General features: G+C 55.3%; 17 protein-coding genes. 8 read left to right on the top strand and 9 right to left on the bottom strand.

Annotated elements, in window-relative coordinates; all coding sequences use genetic code 11:
* Positions 1 to 96: 96 nt before the first annotated feature.
* Together ACN0VH_RS07170 and hrcA are read right to left on the bottom strand one after the other, a co-directional pair.
* Positions 97 to 660, bottom strand: coding sequence for a nucleotide exchange factor GrpE (locus tag ACN0VH_RS07170; protein ID WP_278922206.1), 564 nt, complete (start codon positions 658 to 660; stop codon positions 97 to 99).
* Between the two features lie 10 nt (positions 661 to 670).
* Positions 671 to 1,735: a heat-inducible transcriptional repressor HrcA gene (gene hrcA / locus ACN0VH_RS07175; RefSeq protein ID WP_278922205.1), complete on the bottom strand. Its 1,065-nt coding sequence runs from the start codon at positions 1,733 to 1,735 to the stop codon at positions 671 to 673.
* Positions 1,736 to 1,876: 141 nt separating this feature from the next.
* On the opposite strand from hrcA, the gene rph reads away from it, so the two are divergent.
* The 4 genes from rph to ACN0VH_RS07195 are packed head-to-tail and all read left to right on the top strand — an operon-like array spanning position 1,877 to position 4,729.
* Positions 1,877 to 2,590: a ribonuclease PH gene (gene rph / locus ACN0VH_RS07180; RefSeq protein ID WP_278922204.1), complete on the top strand. Its 714-nt coding sequence runs from the start codon at positions 1,877 to 1,879 to the stop codon at positions 2,588 to 2,590.
* Complete coding sequence (rdgB, locus tag ACN0VH_RS07185) at positions 2,587 to 3,201, top strand: RdgB/HAM1 family non-canonical purine NTP pyrophosphatase (RefSeq protein WP_278922203.1); 615 nt, start codon at positions 2,587 to 2,589, stop codon at positions 3,199 to 3,201. The genes rph and rdgB overlap by 4 nt, the downstream gene beginning before the upstream one ends.
* Positions 3,194 to 4,348, top strand: a complete 1,155-nt coding sequence (gene hemW, locus ACN0VH_RS07190; RefSeq protein ID WP_417700128.1) for a radical SAM family heme chaperone HemW — start codon at positions 3,194 to 3,196, stop codon at positions 4,346 to 4,348. Before rdgB ends, hemW begins: the two co-directional genes overlap by 8 nt.
* Positions 4,349 to 4,375: 27 nt before the next feature.
* Entirely contained in the window at positions 4,376 to 4,729 is a 354-nt protein-coding gene (locus ACN0VH_RS07195) for a YbaN family protein (protein ID WP_278922201.1), read from the top strand.
* Here ACN0VH_RS07195 and ACN0VH_RS07200 read toward each other — a convergent pair whose 3' ends face one another.
* The 7 genes from ACN0VH_RS07200 to ACN0VH_RS07230 form a co-directional block, all read right to left on the bottom strand.
* Complete coding sequence (locus ACN0VH_RS07200) at positions 4,730 to 5,629, bottom strand: ParB/RepB/Spo0J family partition protein (protein WP_417700131.1); 900 nt, start codon at positions 5,627 to 5,629, stop codon at positions 4,730 to 4,732.
* Positions 5,630 to 5,643: 14 nt separating this feature from the next.
* On the bottom strand, positions 5,644 to 6,453 hold the full coding sequence (locus ACN0VH_RS07205) for a ParA family protein (RefSeq protein WP_232401381.1): 810 nt from the start codon (positions 6,451 to 6,453) through the stop codon (positions 5,644 to 5,646).
* The gene (rsmG, locus tag ACN0VH_RS07210) at positions 6,446 to 7,066 is read right to left on the bottom strand and encodes a 16S rRNA (guanine(527)-N(7))-methyltransferase RsmG (protein ID WP_417700133.1); all 621 of its coding nucleotides are present in this window, start codon (positions 7,064 to 7,066) and stop codon (positions 6,446 to 6,448) included. Before rsmG ends, ACN0VH_RS07205 begins: the two co-directional genes overlap by 8 nt.
* Positions 7,063 to 8,937 (bottom strand): tRNA uridine-5-carboxymethylaminomethyl(34) synthesis enzyme MnmG, encoded by a 1,875-nt coding sequence (gene mnmG, locus ACN0VH_RS07215; RefSeq protein ID WP_417700135.1) that lies wholly within the window; start codon positions 8,935 to 8,937, stop codon positions 7,063 to 7,065. Before mnmG ends, rsmG begins: the two co-directional genes overlap by 4 nt.
* Positions 8,938 to 8,949: 12 nt before the next feature.
* Positions 8,950 to 10,236 carry a tRNA uridine-5-carboxymethylaminomethyl(34) synthesis GTPase MnmE gene (gene mnmE / locus ACN0VH_RS07220; protein WP_417700137.1) on the bottom strand — a complete coding sequence of 429 codons (1,287 nt, stop codon included), beginning with the start codon at positions 10,234 to 10,236 and terminating at the stop codon, positions 8,950 to 8,952.
* A 32-nt stretch (positions 10,237 to 10,268) separates the two neighbouring features.
* Positions 10,269 to 11,540 (bottom strand): transcription termination factor Rho, encoded by a 1,272-nt coding sequence (gene rho, locus ACN0VH_RS07225; protein WP_278922196.1) that lies wholly within the window; start codon positions 11,538 to 11,540, stop codon positions 10,269 to 10,271.
* A gap of 196 nt (positions 11,541 to 11,736) precedes the next feature.
* Positions 11,737 to 12,192 (bottom strand): CopD family protein, encoded by a 456-nt coding sequence (locus ACN0VH_RS07230; RefSeq protein ID WP_417700138.1) that lies wholly within the window; start codon positions 12,190 to 12,192, stop codon positions 11,737 to 11,739.
* A 411-nt stretch (positions 12,193 to 12,603) separates the two neighbouring features.
* Here ACN0VH_RS07230 and ACN0VH_RS07235 point away from each other — a divergent pair, with 411 nt between their 5' ends.
* From ACN0VH_RS07235 to dnaQ, 4 genes are read left to right on the top strand one after another with little or no spacing between them, the layout of a single operon-like run.
* A complete protein-coding gene (locus ACN0VH_RS07235; protein ID WP_417700140.1) occupies positions 12,604 to 13,203 on the top strand; it encodes a Maf family protein in 600 nt (199 codons plus the stop codon).
* Positions 13,200 to 14,033 carry a shikimate dehydrogenase gene (locus ACN0VH_RS07240; protein ID WP_278922193.1) on the top strand — a complete coding sequence of 278 codons (834 nt, stop codon included), beginning with the start codon at positions 13,200 to 13,202 and terminating at the stop codon, positions 14,031 to 14,033. The genes ACN0VH_RS07235 and ACN0VH_RS07240 overlap by 4 nt, the downstream gene beginning before the upstream one ends.
* Positions 14,030 to 14,623, top strand: coding sequence for a dephospho-CoA kinase (gene coaE, locus ACN0VH_RS07245; RefSeq protein ID WP_278922192.1), 594 nt, complete (start codon positions 14,030 to 14,032; stop codon positions 14,621 to 14,623). Before ACN0VH_RS07240 ends, coaE begins: the two co-directional genes overlap by 4 nt.
* A complete protein-coding gene (gene dnaQ / locus ACN0VH_RS07250; RefSeq protein ID WP_278922191.1) occupies positions 14,616 to 15,344 on the top strand; it encodes a DNA polymerase III subunit epsilon in 729 nt (242 codons plus the stop codon). The genes coaE and dnaQ overlap by 8 nt, the downstream gene beginning before the upstream one ends.
* Positions 15,345 to 15,369: the final 25 nt, after the last annotated feature.

The following is a 15,369-nucleotide window of genomic DNA, read 5'->3' on the forward strand; positions in this document are numbered from 1 at the left end:
GAAGGCGGCCCACAAAGCCGCCTTTCTCTTCATCTTGCTAAAAATACCTGCGCCGCAGGCCGGCCCCAGCGGGGCCGAAAATTCAAGAGCCCGCGATCAGCTCGCCGGTGTCGAAGACACCCCAACCTGCGCGGGGCGCAACAGCCGATCATGCAACATGAAACCCTCGGCCGATACCTGAATGATATCGCCAGCTTTGGTGCCTGGCACCGGCGCTTCGAACATTGCTTCATGCAGCTGCGGATCAAAGCGATCACCGACCTTTGGCGATACAACCCGCACGCCGTGTTTCTCAAACACGCCAACCAGTGCCCGCATGGTCAGCTCAACACCTTCAATCAAGGCGCCAGCAACTTCCTTCTGTTCATCGGTGGTGGATTCTACCGCACGTTTTAAATTGTCAAAAACCGGCAACATGTCGCGTGACAGTTTTGACCCACCGTACTGTTCAGCCTCCCGGCGTGCCTTCTCGCCCCGTTTGCGGGCATTTTCCGCATCGGCCAGCGCCCGTATAAAGCGGTTTTTGTATTCGTCACGCTCCGCTCGCAACTCATCCAGCTCAATCGCAGCATCGTCCAATTCAGCCATCTCCGATGCCAGCTCTTCCGCTTCGACATTTTCGATGTCGTCCAAAAAATCGTCGTTTCTGGGCTCTGCCATTTGTTCACCTCTAGCTCCGGTCAGATAGTAACCGTCCAACCAGTTGCGCCGTGTAATCCACAATCGGCACAATCCGTCCGTAATTCAGGCGGGTCGGGCCAATCACGCCAACCGCGCCAATGATCTTTCGATCCGAGTTCATATAGGGAGAGACCACCAAAGAGGAACCCGAAAGTGAGAAAAGTTTGTTCTCAGAACCGATAAAAATGCGAACGCCCTCGCCATCTTCGGTCAGTTCCAGGAATTCGGCAATATCTTGCTTGCGCTCCAGGTCATCGAACAGGCTGCGGATCAGATCCAGTTCCGCCGGCACGCCGCCCTCCCCCAAGAGATTCGCGCGTCCGCGCACGATCAGCCGCGCCTTATCGGCATCATCGGCTTCCCAGGCCGCCAAACCGCTTTCGATCATTTCCTGCGCCAATACGTCAATCTCTTGTCGGCGAGCGTCGATTTCCTTTTGCATATCGCGCCGCAATCCGCCCAGGGTGCGTCCCTCAATCAGCGAGTTCAGAAAATTTGCTGCCTCGCGCATCGAACTGGGCGTCTGCCCAGGCGGCGGGGAAAACAAGCGGTTTTCCACATGCCCATCGGAAAACACAAGAACCACTAGCGCCCGGTCCTGCGCCAGTGACACAAACTCGATATGCCGCAGCTCACTTTCCTGCTTTGGCGTCAACACCAGAGATGCGCCCTGCGTCACCCCCGACAGCGCCGATCCAACCCGATCCAGCATACCGCCGACATCGCCACCGTTCTTGCCCAGGGTCGCATCGATCTTTGCCCGGTCGCGGGCTTGCAGATCTTCGACCTCCAGCAACCCGTCTACAAACATCCGCAGCCCCATCTGGGTTGGAATACGCCCGGCACTGACGTGCGGACTATCAAGCAACCCCAGGAATTCCAGGTCCTGCATCACATTGCGCACCGTCGCCGCACTGACCTTTTCGTTCAAAGATCGCGTCAGGGTGCGACTGCCCACAGGCTCGCCGCTTTCAAGATAGCTTTCAACAACGCTCCGGAACACCTCGCGGGAACGATCGTTCATATCACTTAGTATTTCTTTGGCATTTGTCATCAGCGATTTTACGGTCACATTTTGCGGTTACGGGATCCCCTACCCAATTTGCATTAAAGAGCGATATGGGAAAAGGTCAATCATGCTTGCATCCCCGCGCCCCCGGCGGCTATCCGAAGGGCAGCAAAAAAAGGATAGCCCATGCGACCTTCTAACAGAGACCTGAACGAAATGCGCGCCGTGTCGATCGAGACCGGTTTCACCAAACACGCCGAAGGCTCTTGCCTGATCAAAATGGGGGAAACCCATGTTCTGTGCACCGCCACCCTGGAAGAACGCGTGCCGTCCTTTATCAAGGGATCGGGCCTTGGCTGGGTGACGGCAGAATATGGCATGCTGCCCCGCGCCACCAATACCCGGATGCGCCGCGAAGCTGCTGCCGGCAAACAGGGTGGCCGCACCGTGGAAATCCAGCGCCTGATTGGCCGGGCCCTGCGCGCCGGGGTGGATCGCGTTGCCCTGGGCGAACGCCAAATCACCATCGACTGTGACGTGCTGCAGGCCGATGGCGGCACCCGCTGCGCCGCGATTACCGGTGGCTGGGTCGCCCTGCGCCTTGCCGTCAACAAACTGATGAAGGTCGGCGACGTCAAAATTGACCCGCTGATGGATCCTGTTTCCGCTATCTCTTGCGGCATCTACGCTGGTCAGCCAGTGCTTGATCTGGATTATCCGGAAGACTCTGAGGCCGGCGTTGACGGTAACTTCATCATGACCGGATCGGGCAAGCTGATCGAAGTTCAGATGTCGGCAGAGGGATCGATATTTTCGCGTGACCAGATGAACCAGCTGATGGATCTGGCGGAAAAAGGCACGTCAGAATTGGCCGCCCTGCAAAAGGCAGCCTGCGCATGACCCGCAAATTTGAGGGCGACCAGATTCTGGTCGCCACCCACAATGCCGGCAAACTGCAGGAAATCACCGAGATCCTGGCGCCTTTTGGCGTCAAGGTCATCGGCGCTGCCGCAATGGACCTGCCCGAACCGGACGAAACAGAAGACAGCTTTGTCGGCAATGCCCGGATCAAGGCCCATGCCGCCGCCAAGGCCACAGGCCTGCCTGCACTATCAGATGACAGCGGCATCACCATCGACGCACTGGATGGCGCCCCTGGTGTCTATACCGCCGATTGGGCAGAAACTGGCAATGGTCGCGATTTCATGCTGGCCATGACCCGCGCCAATGATGAAATTACCGCAAAAGGCCCGGATGCCCCCCGCAGCGCCCAGTTTCGCTGCACTCTGGTTCTCGCTTGGCCCGATGGGCATGACGAAGTGTTTGAGGGTGTGATGCCCGGAACACTGGTTTGGCCCATTCGCGGCGAAGGCGGCTTTGGCTACGATCCAATGTTCATGCCAGACGGCTATGACATTACCTGCGCCCAGATGGCCAAGGAAGAAAAGAACCAGATCAGCCACCGTGGCCGCGCCGTCAGCGCCTTTGTCAAAGGCTGTTTCAGTGGATGATTGGCGCCAGGGTGGGTTTGGCCTCTACGTGCATTGGCCCTTTTGCCAAGCGAAATGCCCCTATTGCGATTTCAACAGTCACGTCACCAATAATATTGATCAAAAACGGTGGGTTATCGCCTATCTGAGCGAACTGAAGCGCTGTGCGCCTCCGCTGTCAGGGCGGGTGCTGAATTCCATTTTTTTTGGCGGAGGCACGCCCTCTTTGATGATGCCGGAAACCGTCGCGGCCGTGATCGAAGGCGCACGTGAAATCTGGCCGTTTGCCAATGACATCGAAATTACCCTGGAAGCAAACCCAGGATCGGTCGAGGCCGGGCGCTTTGCCGGCTATCGCGATGCCGGGGTAAACCGGGTCTCTATGGGCATTCAGGCCCTGAACGACGAAGACCTGCGCCGACTTGGTCGGCTTCATTCTGTTGCCGAGGCCCGTGCCGCTTTTGACATTGCCCGCAAATGTTTTGACCGGGTCAGCTTTGATCTGATCTATGCCCGCCAGGGTCAGGACCTTGCCCATTGGCAGGCAGAGCTGACCGAGGCACTGTCGATGGCAATCGATCACCTGTCGCTGTACCAGCTGACGATCGAGGAAGGCACCGCCTTTGGTGATCGCTACGCCCGAGGCAAACTGCGCAATCTACCCAGCGACGACAGCGCCGCCGACATGTATCAGGCCACCCAGGACATCTGCGGAGCCCAGGGTATGCCCGCCTATGAAATATCCAACCATGCCCGCCCCGGCGAAGAATCACGCCACAACCAGATCTATTGGCGCTATGGCGACTACCTTGGTATCGGCCCGGGCGCCCATGGCCGATTGACGCTGGATGGGCAACGCTACGCGACGGAAACCCACCGCGCACCGGGGGCCTGGCTCCAGGCTGTCGCGGCAGGATCCGGGGAAAGCCTGTGCCAACCCCTACCCCGTGAAGATACCGCAATCGAATACATGATGATGTCGATGCGGCTGCGCGAGGGCATGAATATTCCCCGCTATATCGCCCTGGCCGGCAAGGATTTACCCCTGGCGCAGGTTGCGCATCTGGTAGATTTAGGCATGGTTACCCACACAGATCAGACACTATGCGCCACGGATCAGGGTCGCGCAGTTCTGAATGCCGTGCTCCGAGAGCTCTTGGTTGACTGACCAAGCTTGCAAGGATTGGACAGATTGATGCGCCTTCTCTATGCCACTCTTGCGTTTCTGTCGCTGATGCTTGCCCTGATTGGGGCGATCTTGCCGCTGGTCCCGACGGTGCCCTTCCTGCTAGTGGCGACCTTCTTTTCGGCAAAATCATCAGAACGGCTGCACAATTGGCTGCTAACCCATAGGGCCTTTGGTCCAATGATCCAGGATTGGCAAAGCCGTGGCGCCATTCGACCCGCCGCAAAAAAGGCGGCAACCCTATCGATTGCCGCCGTCTTTCTTGTGTCTCTGTTCTTTGGTGCGCCTGCTCATGTGCTTGCCATTCAAGCTGTCGTTCTGACAGCAGTGTTGACCTTTATCTGGACCCGCCCAACAGCCTGATTACTTGCTCAGGATGTTGCAAATCTCATCAAGTTGATCAAGCGTCTCATAGCTGATGGTCACCGAACCGGATTCGCCACCCGATTTGTGATCGATAGAGACCTTCATCCGCAGAATTGCAGCAAGATCGCCCTCCAAGGCCTTGGTATCAGCGTCTTTTTCACCTGACTTTGCTGATCGTTTCGGCGCAGAGGTCTGCAGCCCCGCTGCATCCTTTTTTACCAGGGCTTCGGTTGCACGCACCGACAGCCCACCCTTGACGATTTTCGCCGCAAGATCAGAGGCATTATCCGAAGTAATCAAAGCCCGCGCATGACCAGCCGACAGCTTTCTTTCATGCACCAGGGCCCGTACATCCTCTGGCAGATGCAACAGACGTACCAGGTTGGCAATGTGGCTACGGCTTTTGCCAAGGGCCTCGGCCATCTTTTCCTGCGTATGGCCAAAACGTTCCATCAGTTGCTTATAGCTGTACGCCTCTTCCATCGCATTCAGGTCAGATCTCTGAATGTTTTCGATGATCGCAACTTCCATCATCTCTACATCGGAATAATCCCGGATCAGTACCGGAACTTCGTGCAGCTGTGCCGCCTGGGCTGCCCGCCAACGCCGTTCCCCAGCGACGATTTCATAGATATCGCCATCACGAGGCCGCACGATCAAGGGCTGTAAAACGCCCTTTTCCTTAATTGAGGCCGTCAGATCATCCAGATCTTCCTGCAAAAACTGTCGACGTGGCTGATCAGGGTTCGCAATCACCTTTTCGATTGGAACCAGGACCTCTGCATTACGCGGTGTCTGAGGCCGGGCGTCGGTGCTGACCGGATCAGGATTTACATCCGCCATCAGGGCAGACAGCCCACGACCCAGCCCACGGGGCTTATTTCTCTTATCTGACATGTCGTACTCCGTGCTCAGGCCGCAATTTGTTGATTTTTAGAGATCAGCTCAGCTGCCAGGGCACGATAGGCCTTGGCCCCAAGCGAGTTGCTGTCATAGTTCAGCACCGGCAAAGCATAAGATGGCGCCTCACTGACCCTGACATTTCGCGGAATCTTGGTTTCAAACACCAGCTCTCCCAGGTTTTCGCGCGCGTCCTGTTCAACCTGTTGCGACAAATTATTGCGACGATCAAACATGGTTAAAACCACACCTTCGATCCGCAATCCGGGATTCGCCGATTGCCGGACCTCTCGAATCGTCAGCAACAGCTGCGACACCCCTTCCAAGGCAAAGAACTCGCTCTGCAAAGGAATCAGCACAGAGTGTGAGGCAACCATCGCATTCACGGTCAAAAGGTTAAGAGAAGGCGGACAATCGATTAGGATATAATCCCAATCATAGTCATCCATGGCTGTCTGCCGCAGGGCGTCATGCAATAGAAAACTGCGCTTTTCATTGGCGAAAAGTTCAATATCAGCCGAGCTAAGATCAACAGTTGCAGGGATAACGCAAAGGTCTTCAATCTCTGTTGTGCGAATGACTTCACTCAGCGGGGCATCATCAACCAACAAATCGTAGGTAGTAGAATCACGATCGGCGCTGTCGATGCCCAATCCGGTAGAGGCATTGCCCTGCGGATCCAAATCAACAACCAAAACGCGTAAACCGGTTTCGACCAGGGCCGCAGCCAGGTTGATTGCCGTTGTTGTTTTACCTACTCCACCCTTTTGGTTTGCAACCGCGATGATTCGTGGCCCCTCCGGGCGGGATAAATCAGGCACGAGTGACTCCCTTGATTTTCAAAACAACTGCTTCACTTTCAGTCAAACTTGTAATCGGTTCAACATCAAATCGCCATCGTAAGCCCGCGTTATCTACTTCTTTTTTCCAACTTGCGCCTTTTGGAAACAGTGCTGTGCCCTGCTCTGCCAGATGTCGTTCAGCAAATTCCAGCAGAATATCAAGATCAGCAACAGCGCGTGCTGATAAAATGTCTGCTTTTTGCCCAGGAACTTTCTCAATACGTTCATTCAAAACTGATATATCGATACCACACTCTCGCGCGGCACTGCGCAGAAAGGCAGATTTCCTTTGATCACTTTCGATCAAGGTAACCTTTGTTATCGAAGCGATTTCAGCCGCAAGAATCCCAACAATAATACCGGGAAATCCACCACCACTGCCAATATCCACCCAGGTATCGACTACCTCGTCGGCACAGCGAAACACCTGTATCGAATCAGCGATATGTCGTTCCCAAAGAAAAGGCAGGCTATTTTTCGAAACCAAGTTGATGCGCGGGTTCCACTTTAGAAGGATCGCCTCGAAGATCTCCAGCCGTTCCAGTGTTTCACGTGAAACATCAAACTGATCCAGTATCACCTTGTGCTTCATCCAACCTTCTCCTGCAGTTTTTTATCGCGCCGCAACCGCGCCAAGACAAGGGCAAGCCCAGCGGGTGTCATCCCATTGATCCGGCTAGCTTTTGCCAAAGTTTCGGGTCGTGCAAGCGTAAGCTTTTGCTGCAGTTCAGATGACAAGCCATCGATACCGCTATAGTCAAAATCCGCCGGAATTCTATATCCTTCGTCGCGTTTCACCGCGGCAATTTCCTTTTCCTGCCGAGCGATATAATGGACGTAAAGCGCATCACGCTCTAGCTGGCGCCGCGTCACATCATCCGAGTCGGCGCACGTCGGCAACAGTGGAATAAGATCGCTAAAACTCACATCCGGGAAGGCCAAGACTTCATAAGCAGTTCGCTTGTTGCCATCTTGATTGACGTAAATTCCTGATTCCGCAATTTGTTTTGGTGTAAAAACATTTTCTTCCAAAATCTGCCGCGTGGTTTCAAGACGCTCCATCTTTTCGCCAAACTGTGCCGCCCGTTCTTCTGAAATACAGCCTAACGCGGCCGCAAGCGGGGTAAGACGTTGGTCAGCGTTGTCTGCCCGTAGTGACAGGCGGAACTCAGCGCGTGAGGTGAACATCCTATAGGGTTCTGTCACGCCATGGGTTGTCAGGTCGTCGACCATCACACCGATATAGCTGTTGGCGCGTCCAAACAGGATAGGATCCTTGCCAAGACACTGCGCAGCGGCGTTCAAACCTGCAACCAAGCCCTGGGCAGCCGCCTCTTCATAGCCGGTAGTCCCATTGATCTGACCCGCCAGATAAAGACCGGGAACGTCTTTCAGCGATAGATCAAGCGACAGCGCGCGTGGGTCGATATAGTCGTATTCGATTGCGTAGCCTGGTTGCAGGATTTCAGCCTGTTCCAGCCCAATAATAGATCTGACGTAATCTTGCTGCACATCAACGGGCAGACTGGTTGAAATCCCGTTGGGATAGACCGTGTGATCTGTTGCACCTTCGGGCTCCAGAAAGATCTGATGGGACGTCTTATCCGCAAAGCGAATGATTTTGTCTTCGATAGACGGACAATAGCGCGGCCCGACCCCATCGATATGACCACCATACATTGCAGATCGAGATAGATTCTTGCGAATGATCTCATGCGTATTTTCATTTGTATGGGTGATGCCACAGACAACCTGCTTGGCTGACAATCCCTTGGTCATAAAGGAAAAGAATGTCGGATCATCATCCCCTGGCTGGCCTTCCAGAATATCCCAATTGATTGTTCTGCCATCCAGGCGCGGCGGAGTGCCCGTTTTCAATCGCCCCATCGGCAGACAGAAGCTATCTAGACGTTCCGCCAGCTTGACCGAGGGGCGATCCCCCATGCGGCCACCAGGTTTGGATACATCACCGATATGAATAACGCCGCGCAGAAAAGTACCTGTGGTCAGAATGACCGCCTTGCAGTGAATTTCGCTGCCATCCGCCAAGCATACCCCGGCGACACGAGAACCCGACATAATGAAGTCAGTCGCTTCGCCTTCGATAATCTGCAACCTGTCTTGGGCTTCAGTTGCTTTCAACATCTCGCGCCGGTAGATACCCCGGTCTGATTGCGCGCGCGGCCCCTGTACTGCTGGGCCCTTCCGTCGATTGAGCAGTCTGAACTGGATACCGGCCAGATCTGCCACCCGGCCCATCACGCCATCCATGGCGTCAATCTCTCGGACCAAATGCCCTTTGCCCAATCCGCCGATAGCGGGGTTACAGGACATTACGCCGATTCCATCTTTGGTCAATGTCACCAGGGCTGTGCGCGCCCCCATGCGGGCGGCGGCATGGGCAGCTTCGGCGCCGGCGTGACCACCACCAATGACAACAACATCAAAATTTGAATGTTTCACGTGAAACACTCCTTATTTTCCAAGACAGAAACTTGAGAAAATCTCATCAAGGAGATCTTCCACACCAACGCGACCAACCAACATTTCAAGCGAGCGAATCGCAGAGCGCATATCTTCGGCGGCCAGATCATAGAATTCAGAGCCACGTTTCAATACGGTCTGCGCCTCGGTCAAGCTGCTGAGGGCTGAAAGCATCATATCGCGATGGCGGGCGCGCGTCGCCACCCCAACCTGGGTTGAGCGTGTTTTTAGCACATCTGAAATATGGCTGACCAGCTGGTCGACCCCTGCCCCGGTCTTGCCGGATATTGCGCCGGCAAGATCCGGCCGCATATCCGCCTTTGGAGAAAGGCGAATGTCACCATCGCGCAGCTCCATATCCAGGGCTTCGTCCGGTTCCGCCAGAAAGACCCGCAGATCTGCCTGATCGGCCCGTTTGCGCGCCAGTTCAATGCCGATACCTTCGACATGGTCATCTGTTTCGCGCAGGCCGGCAGTATCCAACAGCGTTACCGGCAGGCCGGAAAGTTCCATCCGAACCTCGATCACATCGCGCGTGGTACCCGCATATTCCGAGGTAATCGCTGCTTCCCGACCAGCTAAGGTATTGAGAAGAGTTGATTTTCCTACGTTTGGGGCACCAATGATGGCAACTTCAAATCCAGCCCGAATGCGTTCGGCAATTTTCACACCTTGGGTTTCGCGGCGCAAATCACGGGCAACGCCGGCCAGTAATTCCGTCACCTCTGGGGTGACATCGACGGGCACATCCTCATCAGCGAAATCAATGGTCACTTCAATAAGAGACGCCGCGCGGATCAGGTCAAGCCGCCATTGTTCGGCCAATTTTCCCAGCCCCCCGGCCAGTACAACCTGTGCCTGGCGGCGCTGTGCCTCTGTTTCGGCATCAATCAGATCTGCCAGGCCTTCAACCTGTGCCAGATCCAGCTTGCCATTTTCAAGCGCGCGCCGGGTAAACTCCCCTGGCTCTGCCAGGCGAAGCCCCTCTAGCTGCGACAGGGTATCAAGGAGAGATGACACAACAGCCGTGCTGCCATGCACCTGAAATTCAATGACATTCTCTCCGGTAAAGCTGGCCGGCGCCGCAAAACTGAGGACCAGCCCTTCGTCCAGATGCCGACCAGCAAGGTCGGTCAACACACGCAGACCGCGCCCTTTTTCCGCCATCGGGCGATCGCAAAGCTGATTGGCAGCCACCAGGGCCAAAGGGCCAGACACACGTATTACAGAAACCCCAGCCTTCCCCTGCGCGGAAGCCAGTGCAAAGATCGTATCCATCTTGGCCTTCCTCTTTCGTCGGCCGGTGAATTCTAGGTGTTCATCGAATCAAAGAAATCCGCATTGGATTTGGTTTGCTTCAACTTGCCTAGCAAGAATTCTACCGCGTCTGTGGTGCCCATGGGGTTGAGAATTCGGCGCAGAACAAAGGTCTTGGCCAGATCGGCCTTGTCGACCAAGAGTTCTTCTTTCCGGGTGCCGGATTTAAGGATGTCGATGGCAGGATAGACCCGTTTGTCGGCGATTTTACGATCCAGAACCAGTTCAGAGTTACCTGTGCCTTTGAATTCTTCAAAGATCACCTCATCCATACGGCTGCCGGTGTCGATCAGCGCGGTCGCGATGATGGTGAGCGAGCCACCCTCTTCGATGTTCCGGGCAGCCCCAAAGAATCGCTTGGGGCGTTGCAGGGCGTTTGCGTCCACACCACCGGTCAAAACCTTACCAGAAGAGGGCACAACCGTGTTGAAGGCTCTACCAAGTCTTGTGATTGAATCAAGCAAGATAACAACATCTCGTTTATGTTCGACCAGGCGCTTTGCCTTTTCGATCACCATTTCAGACACCGCAACGTGGCGTGTCGCAGGTTCATCAAAGGTGGAGGAAACCACCTCCCCCTTGACCGAACGCTGCATATCGGTGACTTCCTCGGGGCGTTCATCAATCAGCAGAACGATCAGATAGCACTCTGGGTGGTTTTTCTCGATAGAGTTTGCAATATTCTGCAAAATCATTGTCTTACCGGTACGTGGTGGCGCCACGATCAGCGAACGCTGGCCCTTGCCGATGGGCGCAACCAGATCAATCACCCGCGCGGATCTGTCCTTCAGCGTCGGGTCTTCAACTTCCATCTTCAGCCGCTCATCAGGGTAGAGCGGCGTGAGGTTGTCAAAAGCGATCTTGTGGCGGGCTTTTTCCGGGTCTTCAAAGTTGATCTTGGTGACGCTGGTCATGGCAAAATAGCGCTCTGCCTCCAGCGGGGCCTTGATCTGGCCTTCGATGGTGTCACCCGTGCGCAGCGAATGTTTGCGGATCATTTCAGGCGATACATAGATATCATCCGGGCCGGGCAGATAGTTGGCCTCGGGTGAGCGCAGGAAACCGAATCCATCCTGCAACACTTCCAAAACGCCATCACCGCCAATTTCCCAGCCTTCATCTGCGCGTTCACGCAGGATTTGGAACATCATCTCGCCCTTGCGCATGGTCGAGGCGTTCTCGATCTCCAGCTCTTCTGCCATAGACAGAAGGTTTTTTGGGCTTTGCGCCTTTAGATCGGACAGATTAAGGGATTCGACGGTCATCAATATATGGCCTTTATGCCCCGGCTATTGGGGGAGAAGTGTTTTATCAAGTTCGGAGAACACGAGTGCCCGGACGGGCCTGTTGGGCGCCATACATAGGGGTTGCCCCCCCGCAAGTCAATCTGCTTGCAAATCCCCACTCATGGCACTGTAGCCCCCCTACAGAGGCGCATGGTCACCTACAAAATGGCCGGGGTTAAAATTTGAAGATCACCGAAACAACGATCACCACCATCAGCAGCGTAGGAACTTCGTTCATCAGCCGATAGTGCTGCCCTGACAGCGCGTTCTGCCCCTCTGCAAAGGCGCGCTGGCGGCGCGACAGCCAGATGTGGAACCATGTCATGCCAATCACCGCCAGTGCCTTGCTCCAGGGCCAGAACAGGCCCCAATCGACAATGCCGGGGGTAGCCACAAGAAACAGCCCTGCCCCCCATGTGACCATCATTGCAGGCCGCATGATGAAGCGCAGCAGTTTGTATTCCATGGTGACAAAGATCGCCAAGCTTTCAGGAACCTTCTCTGCCTGCTCCACGTGATACACGAACAGACGTGGCAGATAGAACAGACCCGCCATCCAGCTTAGCACTGCCATGATGTGCAGCGATTTTGCATAGGGATAGAGGGTAAACATCCAGTCTGTCAGGTCCATGGCTCTGTCCTTTGGCGTGTGATGGCCCACCCTTATAATAATAAAGAAAGATTAAAAGGATGATGTTTTTGTAGGGACAGCGATTTCGGTGGATTATTCAGTTTCTCACCAGCTTATCCCCAGTGGGGACATATTCTTGGGTCTGGTCGGCCATATTGGTGACACATTGGTTAACCGGCTTGCAAATAAGGGGGATTAACGACCCGTTAACAGGGCCAACCGTGGGGATAACTGTGGGAGGAATCGTGGAGATCAGAGATATCCCGTTTTTCAAAGTTATCCCAATCCCCGGCGGAGGAATCAGCGCGCAGTTTCGTGGAATTTCAGCTTTACCTGTGCACTTGCGAAAATCGCGGAAAACCATACAAACCGTCCTACAAGCTTGCGTATCTTTTCCATGGGGTTTTCCACATGTCTGCCCACATCCTTCTGGCCTCTGGCTCAGAGATCCGTGCCCAGTTGCTGCGACAGGCGGCAGTGCCGTTTGAAGCAGAGGTCGCCCGCGTCGATGAGGCTGCAATCAAGGCGGCGCTATTGGCCGAACAGGCCAGCCCGCGTGATATTGCCGATGCTCTGGCCGAGGCAAAGGCCCGTAAAATCAGCGTAAAAAGACCCGGTCGACTGGTTCTGGGCTGTGATCAGGTGCTGGATTTCGAAGGCGAACTGCTGTCAAAACCCAAAACCCCCGAAGAGGCGCTGAGCCAGCTTAGCGCGATGCGTGGCAAACGCCATATCCTGCTGTCGGCTGCGGTGATCTATCGCGATGGTGAACCGATCTGGCGCCATGTTGGCCAGGTGCGACTGCGGATGCATCTGTGTTCGGATGACTATCTGTCCTCTTATGTGACGCGCAACTGGCATAGCATTCAACATGCGGTTGGCGCATACAAGCTGGAAGAAGAAGGCGTGCGCTTGTTTTCAAACATCGAAGGCAGTTACTTTAACGTACTGGGACTACCCCTGGTAGAACTGCTCAACTATTTGGCTCTGCAGGGGGTAATTGATCAATGAGCGATAAGAAAATCCCGCTAGCCGGGGTGATTGGCAGCCCTGTGGCGCATTCCAAATCACCACAGCTGCAGCATCACTGGTTGGCAGCCCATGATATTGCGGGGCACTATGTTCCCATGCATGTGGAGGCGGAAGACCTTGAGCATGTGATCAGAACCTTGCCCAAAGCCGGGTTTGTTGGGGCCAATGTCACCATCCCGCACAAAGAAGCAATGATGCAGATCGCCGATAAGGTCACAGATCGGGCCAGACTGATGGGCGCGGCAAATACTCTGATCTTTCGCAGTGACGGCAGTATTCTTGCAGATAATACAGATGGCTATGGCTTTATCACCAATTTGCACCAGGGCGCGCCCAATTGGGTGCCCGATAGCGGCCCGGCTGTTGTGCTGGGCGCGGGTGGTGCCTGTCGCGCGGTGGTGGCCTCTTTGCTAGAGGCAGGTACGCCCGAGATTTTGCTGACCAACCGTACCCGCGCTCGTGCTGAGCAGCTTCAGAAAGATTTTGGAAATCGTATCACGGTGGTAGATTGGGTTCAGGCGGGTAACATCATTGAACAGGCGGCGCTGGTTGTGAACACAACCTCGCTGGGTATGCAGGGCAAACCCCGGTTGCGCGTGCCGCTTGATGGGCTGCGGCCACATATGGTTGTCACCGATTTGATTTACACGCCGTTGAAAACCGATCTGCTGCAAGCTGCTGAACAGGTAGGCTGTACTGTGGTTGATGGGCTTGGCATGTTGCTGCATCAGGCGGTGCCTGGATTTGAACGCTGGTTTGGCCAACGCCCCGAAGTGGATGAGGCGGCGCGGGCGGCGGCGCTGAAATGACAGTCTCTCTTGGTTTGACTGGCTCTATCGGGATGGGCAAAAGCACGACGGCAGAGATATTTGCCGATAACGGCTGCGAGATCTGGGATGCGGATGCGGCGGTGCACCGGCTTTATGCCAAGGGCGGCGCGGCAGTGGTGCCGATGCAAGCGGCTTTTCCGGATGCGGTAATTGACGGTGCGGTCAGCCGCGATGCGCTCAAGCAGATCCTGGCTGCGGCTCCTGCGGAGTTTGCCCGGCTAGAGGCCATTGTTCACCCGTTGCTGGCGGCAGATCGTCAAGCCTTTCGCGATAAGGCCCGCAGCGATATTCTGGTGTTTGATATTCCGCTACTGTTTGAAACTGGCGGCGACGCGGCCATGGATGCCGTGGTCTGCGTGCATGTGGATGCGCAGACCCAGCGGGACAGGGTGCTGGCGCGCGGAACCATGACAGAGGCCCAGTTTGAACAGATCTTGGCAAAACAGATGCCGATTGACGAAAAATGCGCCCGTGCCGATTTTGTCATAGAAACAGATACGCTGGACCATGCGCGCCAGCAGGTAAGCGCGGTACTGGAACAGATCAGAAAGATGCAGGCAGATGCGTGAAATTGTGCTTGATACCGAAACTACGGGTTTTGATCCGTTTTCCGGTGACCGGATTGTCGAAATCGGTGCGGTTGAACTGTTGAATCACATGCCTACCGGCGAAACCTATCACGTCTACATCAACCCCGAGCGCGGTATGCCGCAAGAGGCCTTTGGCGTGCATGGTATTGGTCCCGATCTTCTGGAACCACCGCAACGGCCGGAACCAGGCCAGGTCACCCTGCGTGACAAACCCGTCTTTGCCAAGGTCGGCCAGAGCTTTCTGGATTTTGTCGGTGATTCCAGGATGGTGATTCACAACGCCAGCTTTGACATGAAGTTTCTCAACGCTGAACTGGATTGGATGGGACTGCGGCAATTGCCGATGGATCAGGCGCTGGATACGCTGGCCATTGCCCGCAAACGCTATCCCGGTTCACCCGCCACGCTGGATGCGCTGTGCCGACGGTTTCACATTGATAACAGCAACCGAACCCTGCACGGCGCCCTGCTCGATTCCGAAATCCTGGCCGAGGTCTATCTGGAGCTGATCGGCGGGCGGCAACCTGATTTTGGTTTATCGACCAGCACATCGGGCAGCGGCGAAATCAGCGATGATTGGCGCCCTACCCCGCGCGCAACTCCGTTGCCAACGCGGCTCACCCCGGAAGAACGCGCCAATCACGAAGCCTTTGTTGCCAAGCTGGGCGAAGATGCGCTTTGGCTGCAGGACCGATCGTAAGGAATATGGGATTTTCCGACAAAAA

Origin of the sequence: Pseudophaeobacter sp., from assembly GCF_048267565.1 — a bacterium.
Taxonomy (GTDB): Bacteria; Pseudomonadota; Alphaproteobacteria; order Rhodobacterales; family Rhodobacteraceae; genus Pseudophaeobacter; species Pseudophaeobacter profundi.

What these genes read in the sequence shown, in the direction of transcription:
- ACN0VH_RS07170 (WP_278922206.1), bottom strand. Translation starts at nt 660, where the DNA reads ATGGCAGAGCCCAGAAACGACGATTTTTTGGACGACATCGAAAATGTC.
- ACN0VH_RS07195 (WP_278922201.1), top strand. Translation starts at nt 4,376, where the DNA reads ATGCGCCTTCTCTATGCCACTCTTGCGTTTCTGTCGCTGATGCTTGCC.
- rsmG (WP_417700133.1), bottom strand. Translation starts at nt 7,066, where the DNA reads ATGAAGCACAAGGTGATACTGGATCAGTTTGATGTTTCACGTGAAACA.
- ACN0VH_RS07235 (WP_417700140.1), top strand. Translation starts at nt 12,604, where the DNA reads ATGTCTGCCCACATCCTTCTGGCCTCTGGCTCAGAGATCCGTGCCCAG.
- coaE (WP_278922192.1), top strand. Translation starts at nt 14,030, where the DNA reads ATGACAGTCTCTCTTGGTTTGACTGGCTCTATCGGGATGGGCAAAAGC.
- rdgB (WP_278922203.1), top strand. Translation starts at nt 2,587, where the DNA reads ATGACCCGCAAATTTGAGGGCGACCAGATTCTGGTCGCCACCCACAAT.
- hrcA (WP_278922205.1), bottom strand. Translation starts at nt 1,735, where the DNA reads ATGACAAATGCCAAAGAAATACTAAGTGATATGAACGATCGTTCCCGC.
- ACN0VH_RS07240 (WP_278922193.1), top strand. Translation starts at nt 13,200, where the DNA reads ATGAGCGATAAGAAAATCCCGCTAGCCGGGGTGATTGGCAGCCCTGTG.
- rho (WP_278922196.1), bottom strand. Translation starts at nt 11,540, where the DNA reads ATGACCGTCGAATCCCTTAATCTGTCCGATCTAAAGGCGCAAAGCCCA.
- ACN0VH_RS07230 (WP_417700138.1), bottom strand. Translation starts at nt 12,192, where the DNA reads ATGGACCTGACAGACTGGATGTTTACCCTCTATCCCTATGCAAAATCG.
- ACN0VH_RS07200 (WP_417700131.1), bottom strand. Translation starts at nt 5,629, where the DNA reads ATGTCAGATAAGAGAAATAAGCCCCGTGGGCTGGGTCGTGGGCTGTCT.
- dnaQ (WP_278922191.1), top strand. Translation starts at nt 14,616, where the DNA reads ATGCGTGAAATTGTGCTTGATACCGAAACTACGGGTTTTGATCCGTTT.
- mnmE (WP_417700137.1), bottom strand. Translation starts at nt 10,236, where the DNA reads ATGGATACGATCTTTGCACTGGCTTCCGCGCAGGGGAAGGCTGGGGTT.
- rph (WP_278922204.1), top strand. Translation starts at nt 1,877, where the DNA reads ATGCGACCTTCTAACAGAGACCTGAACGAAATGCGCGCCGTGTCGATC.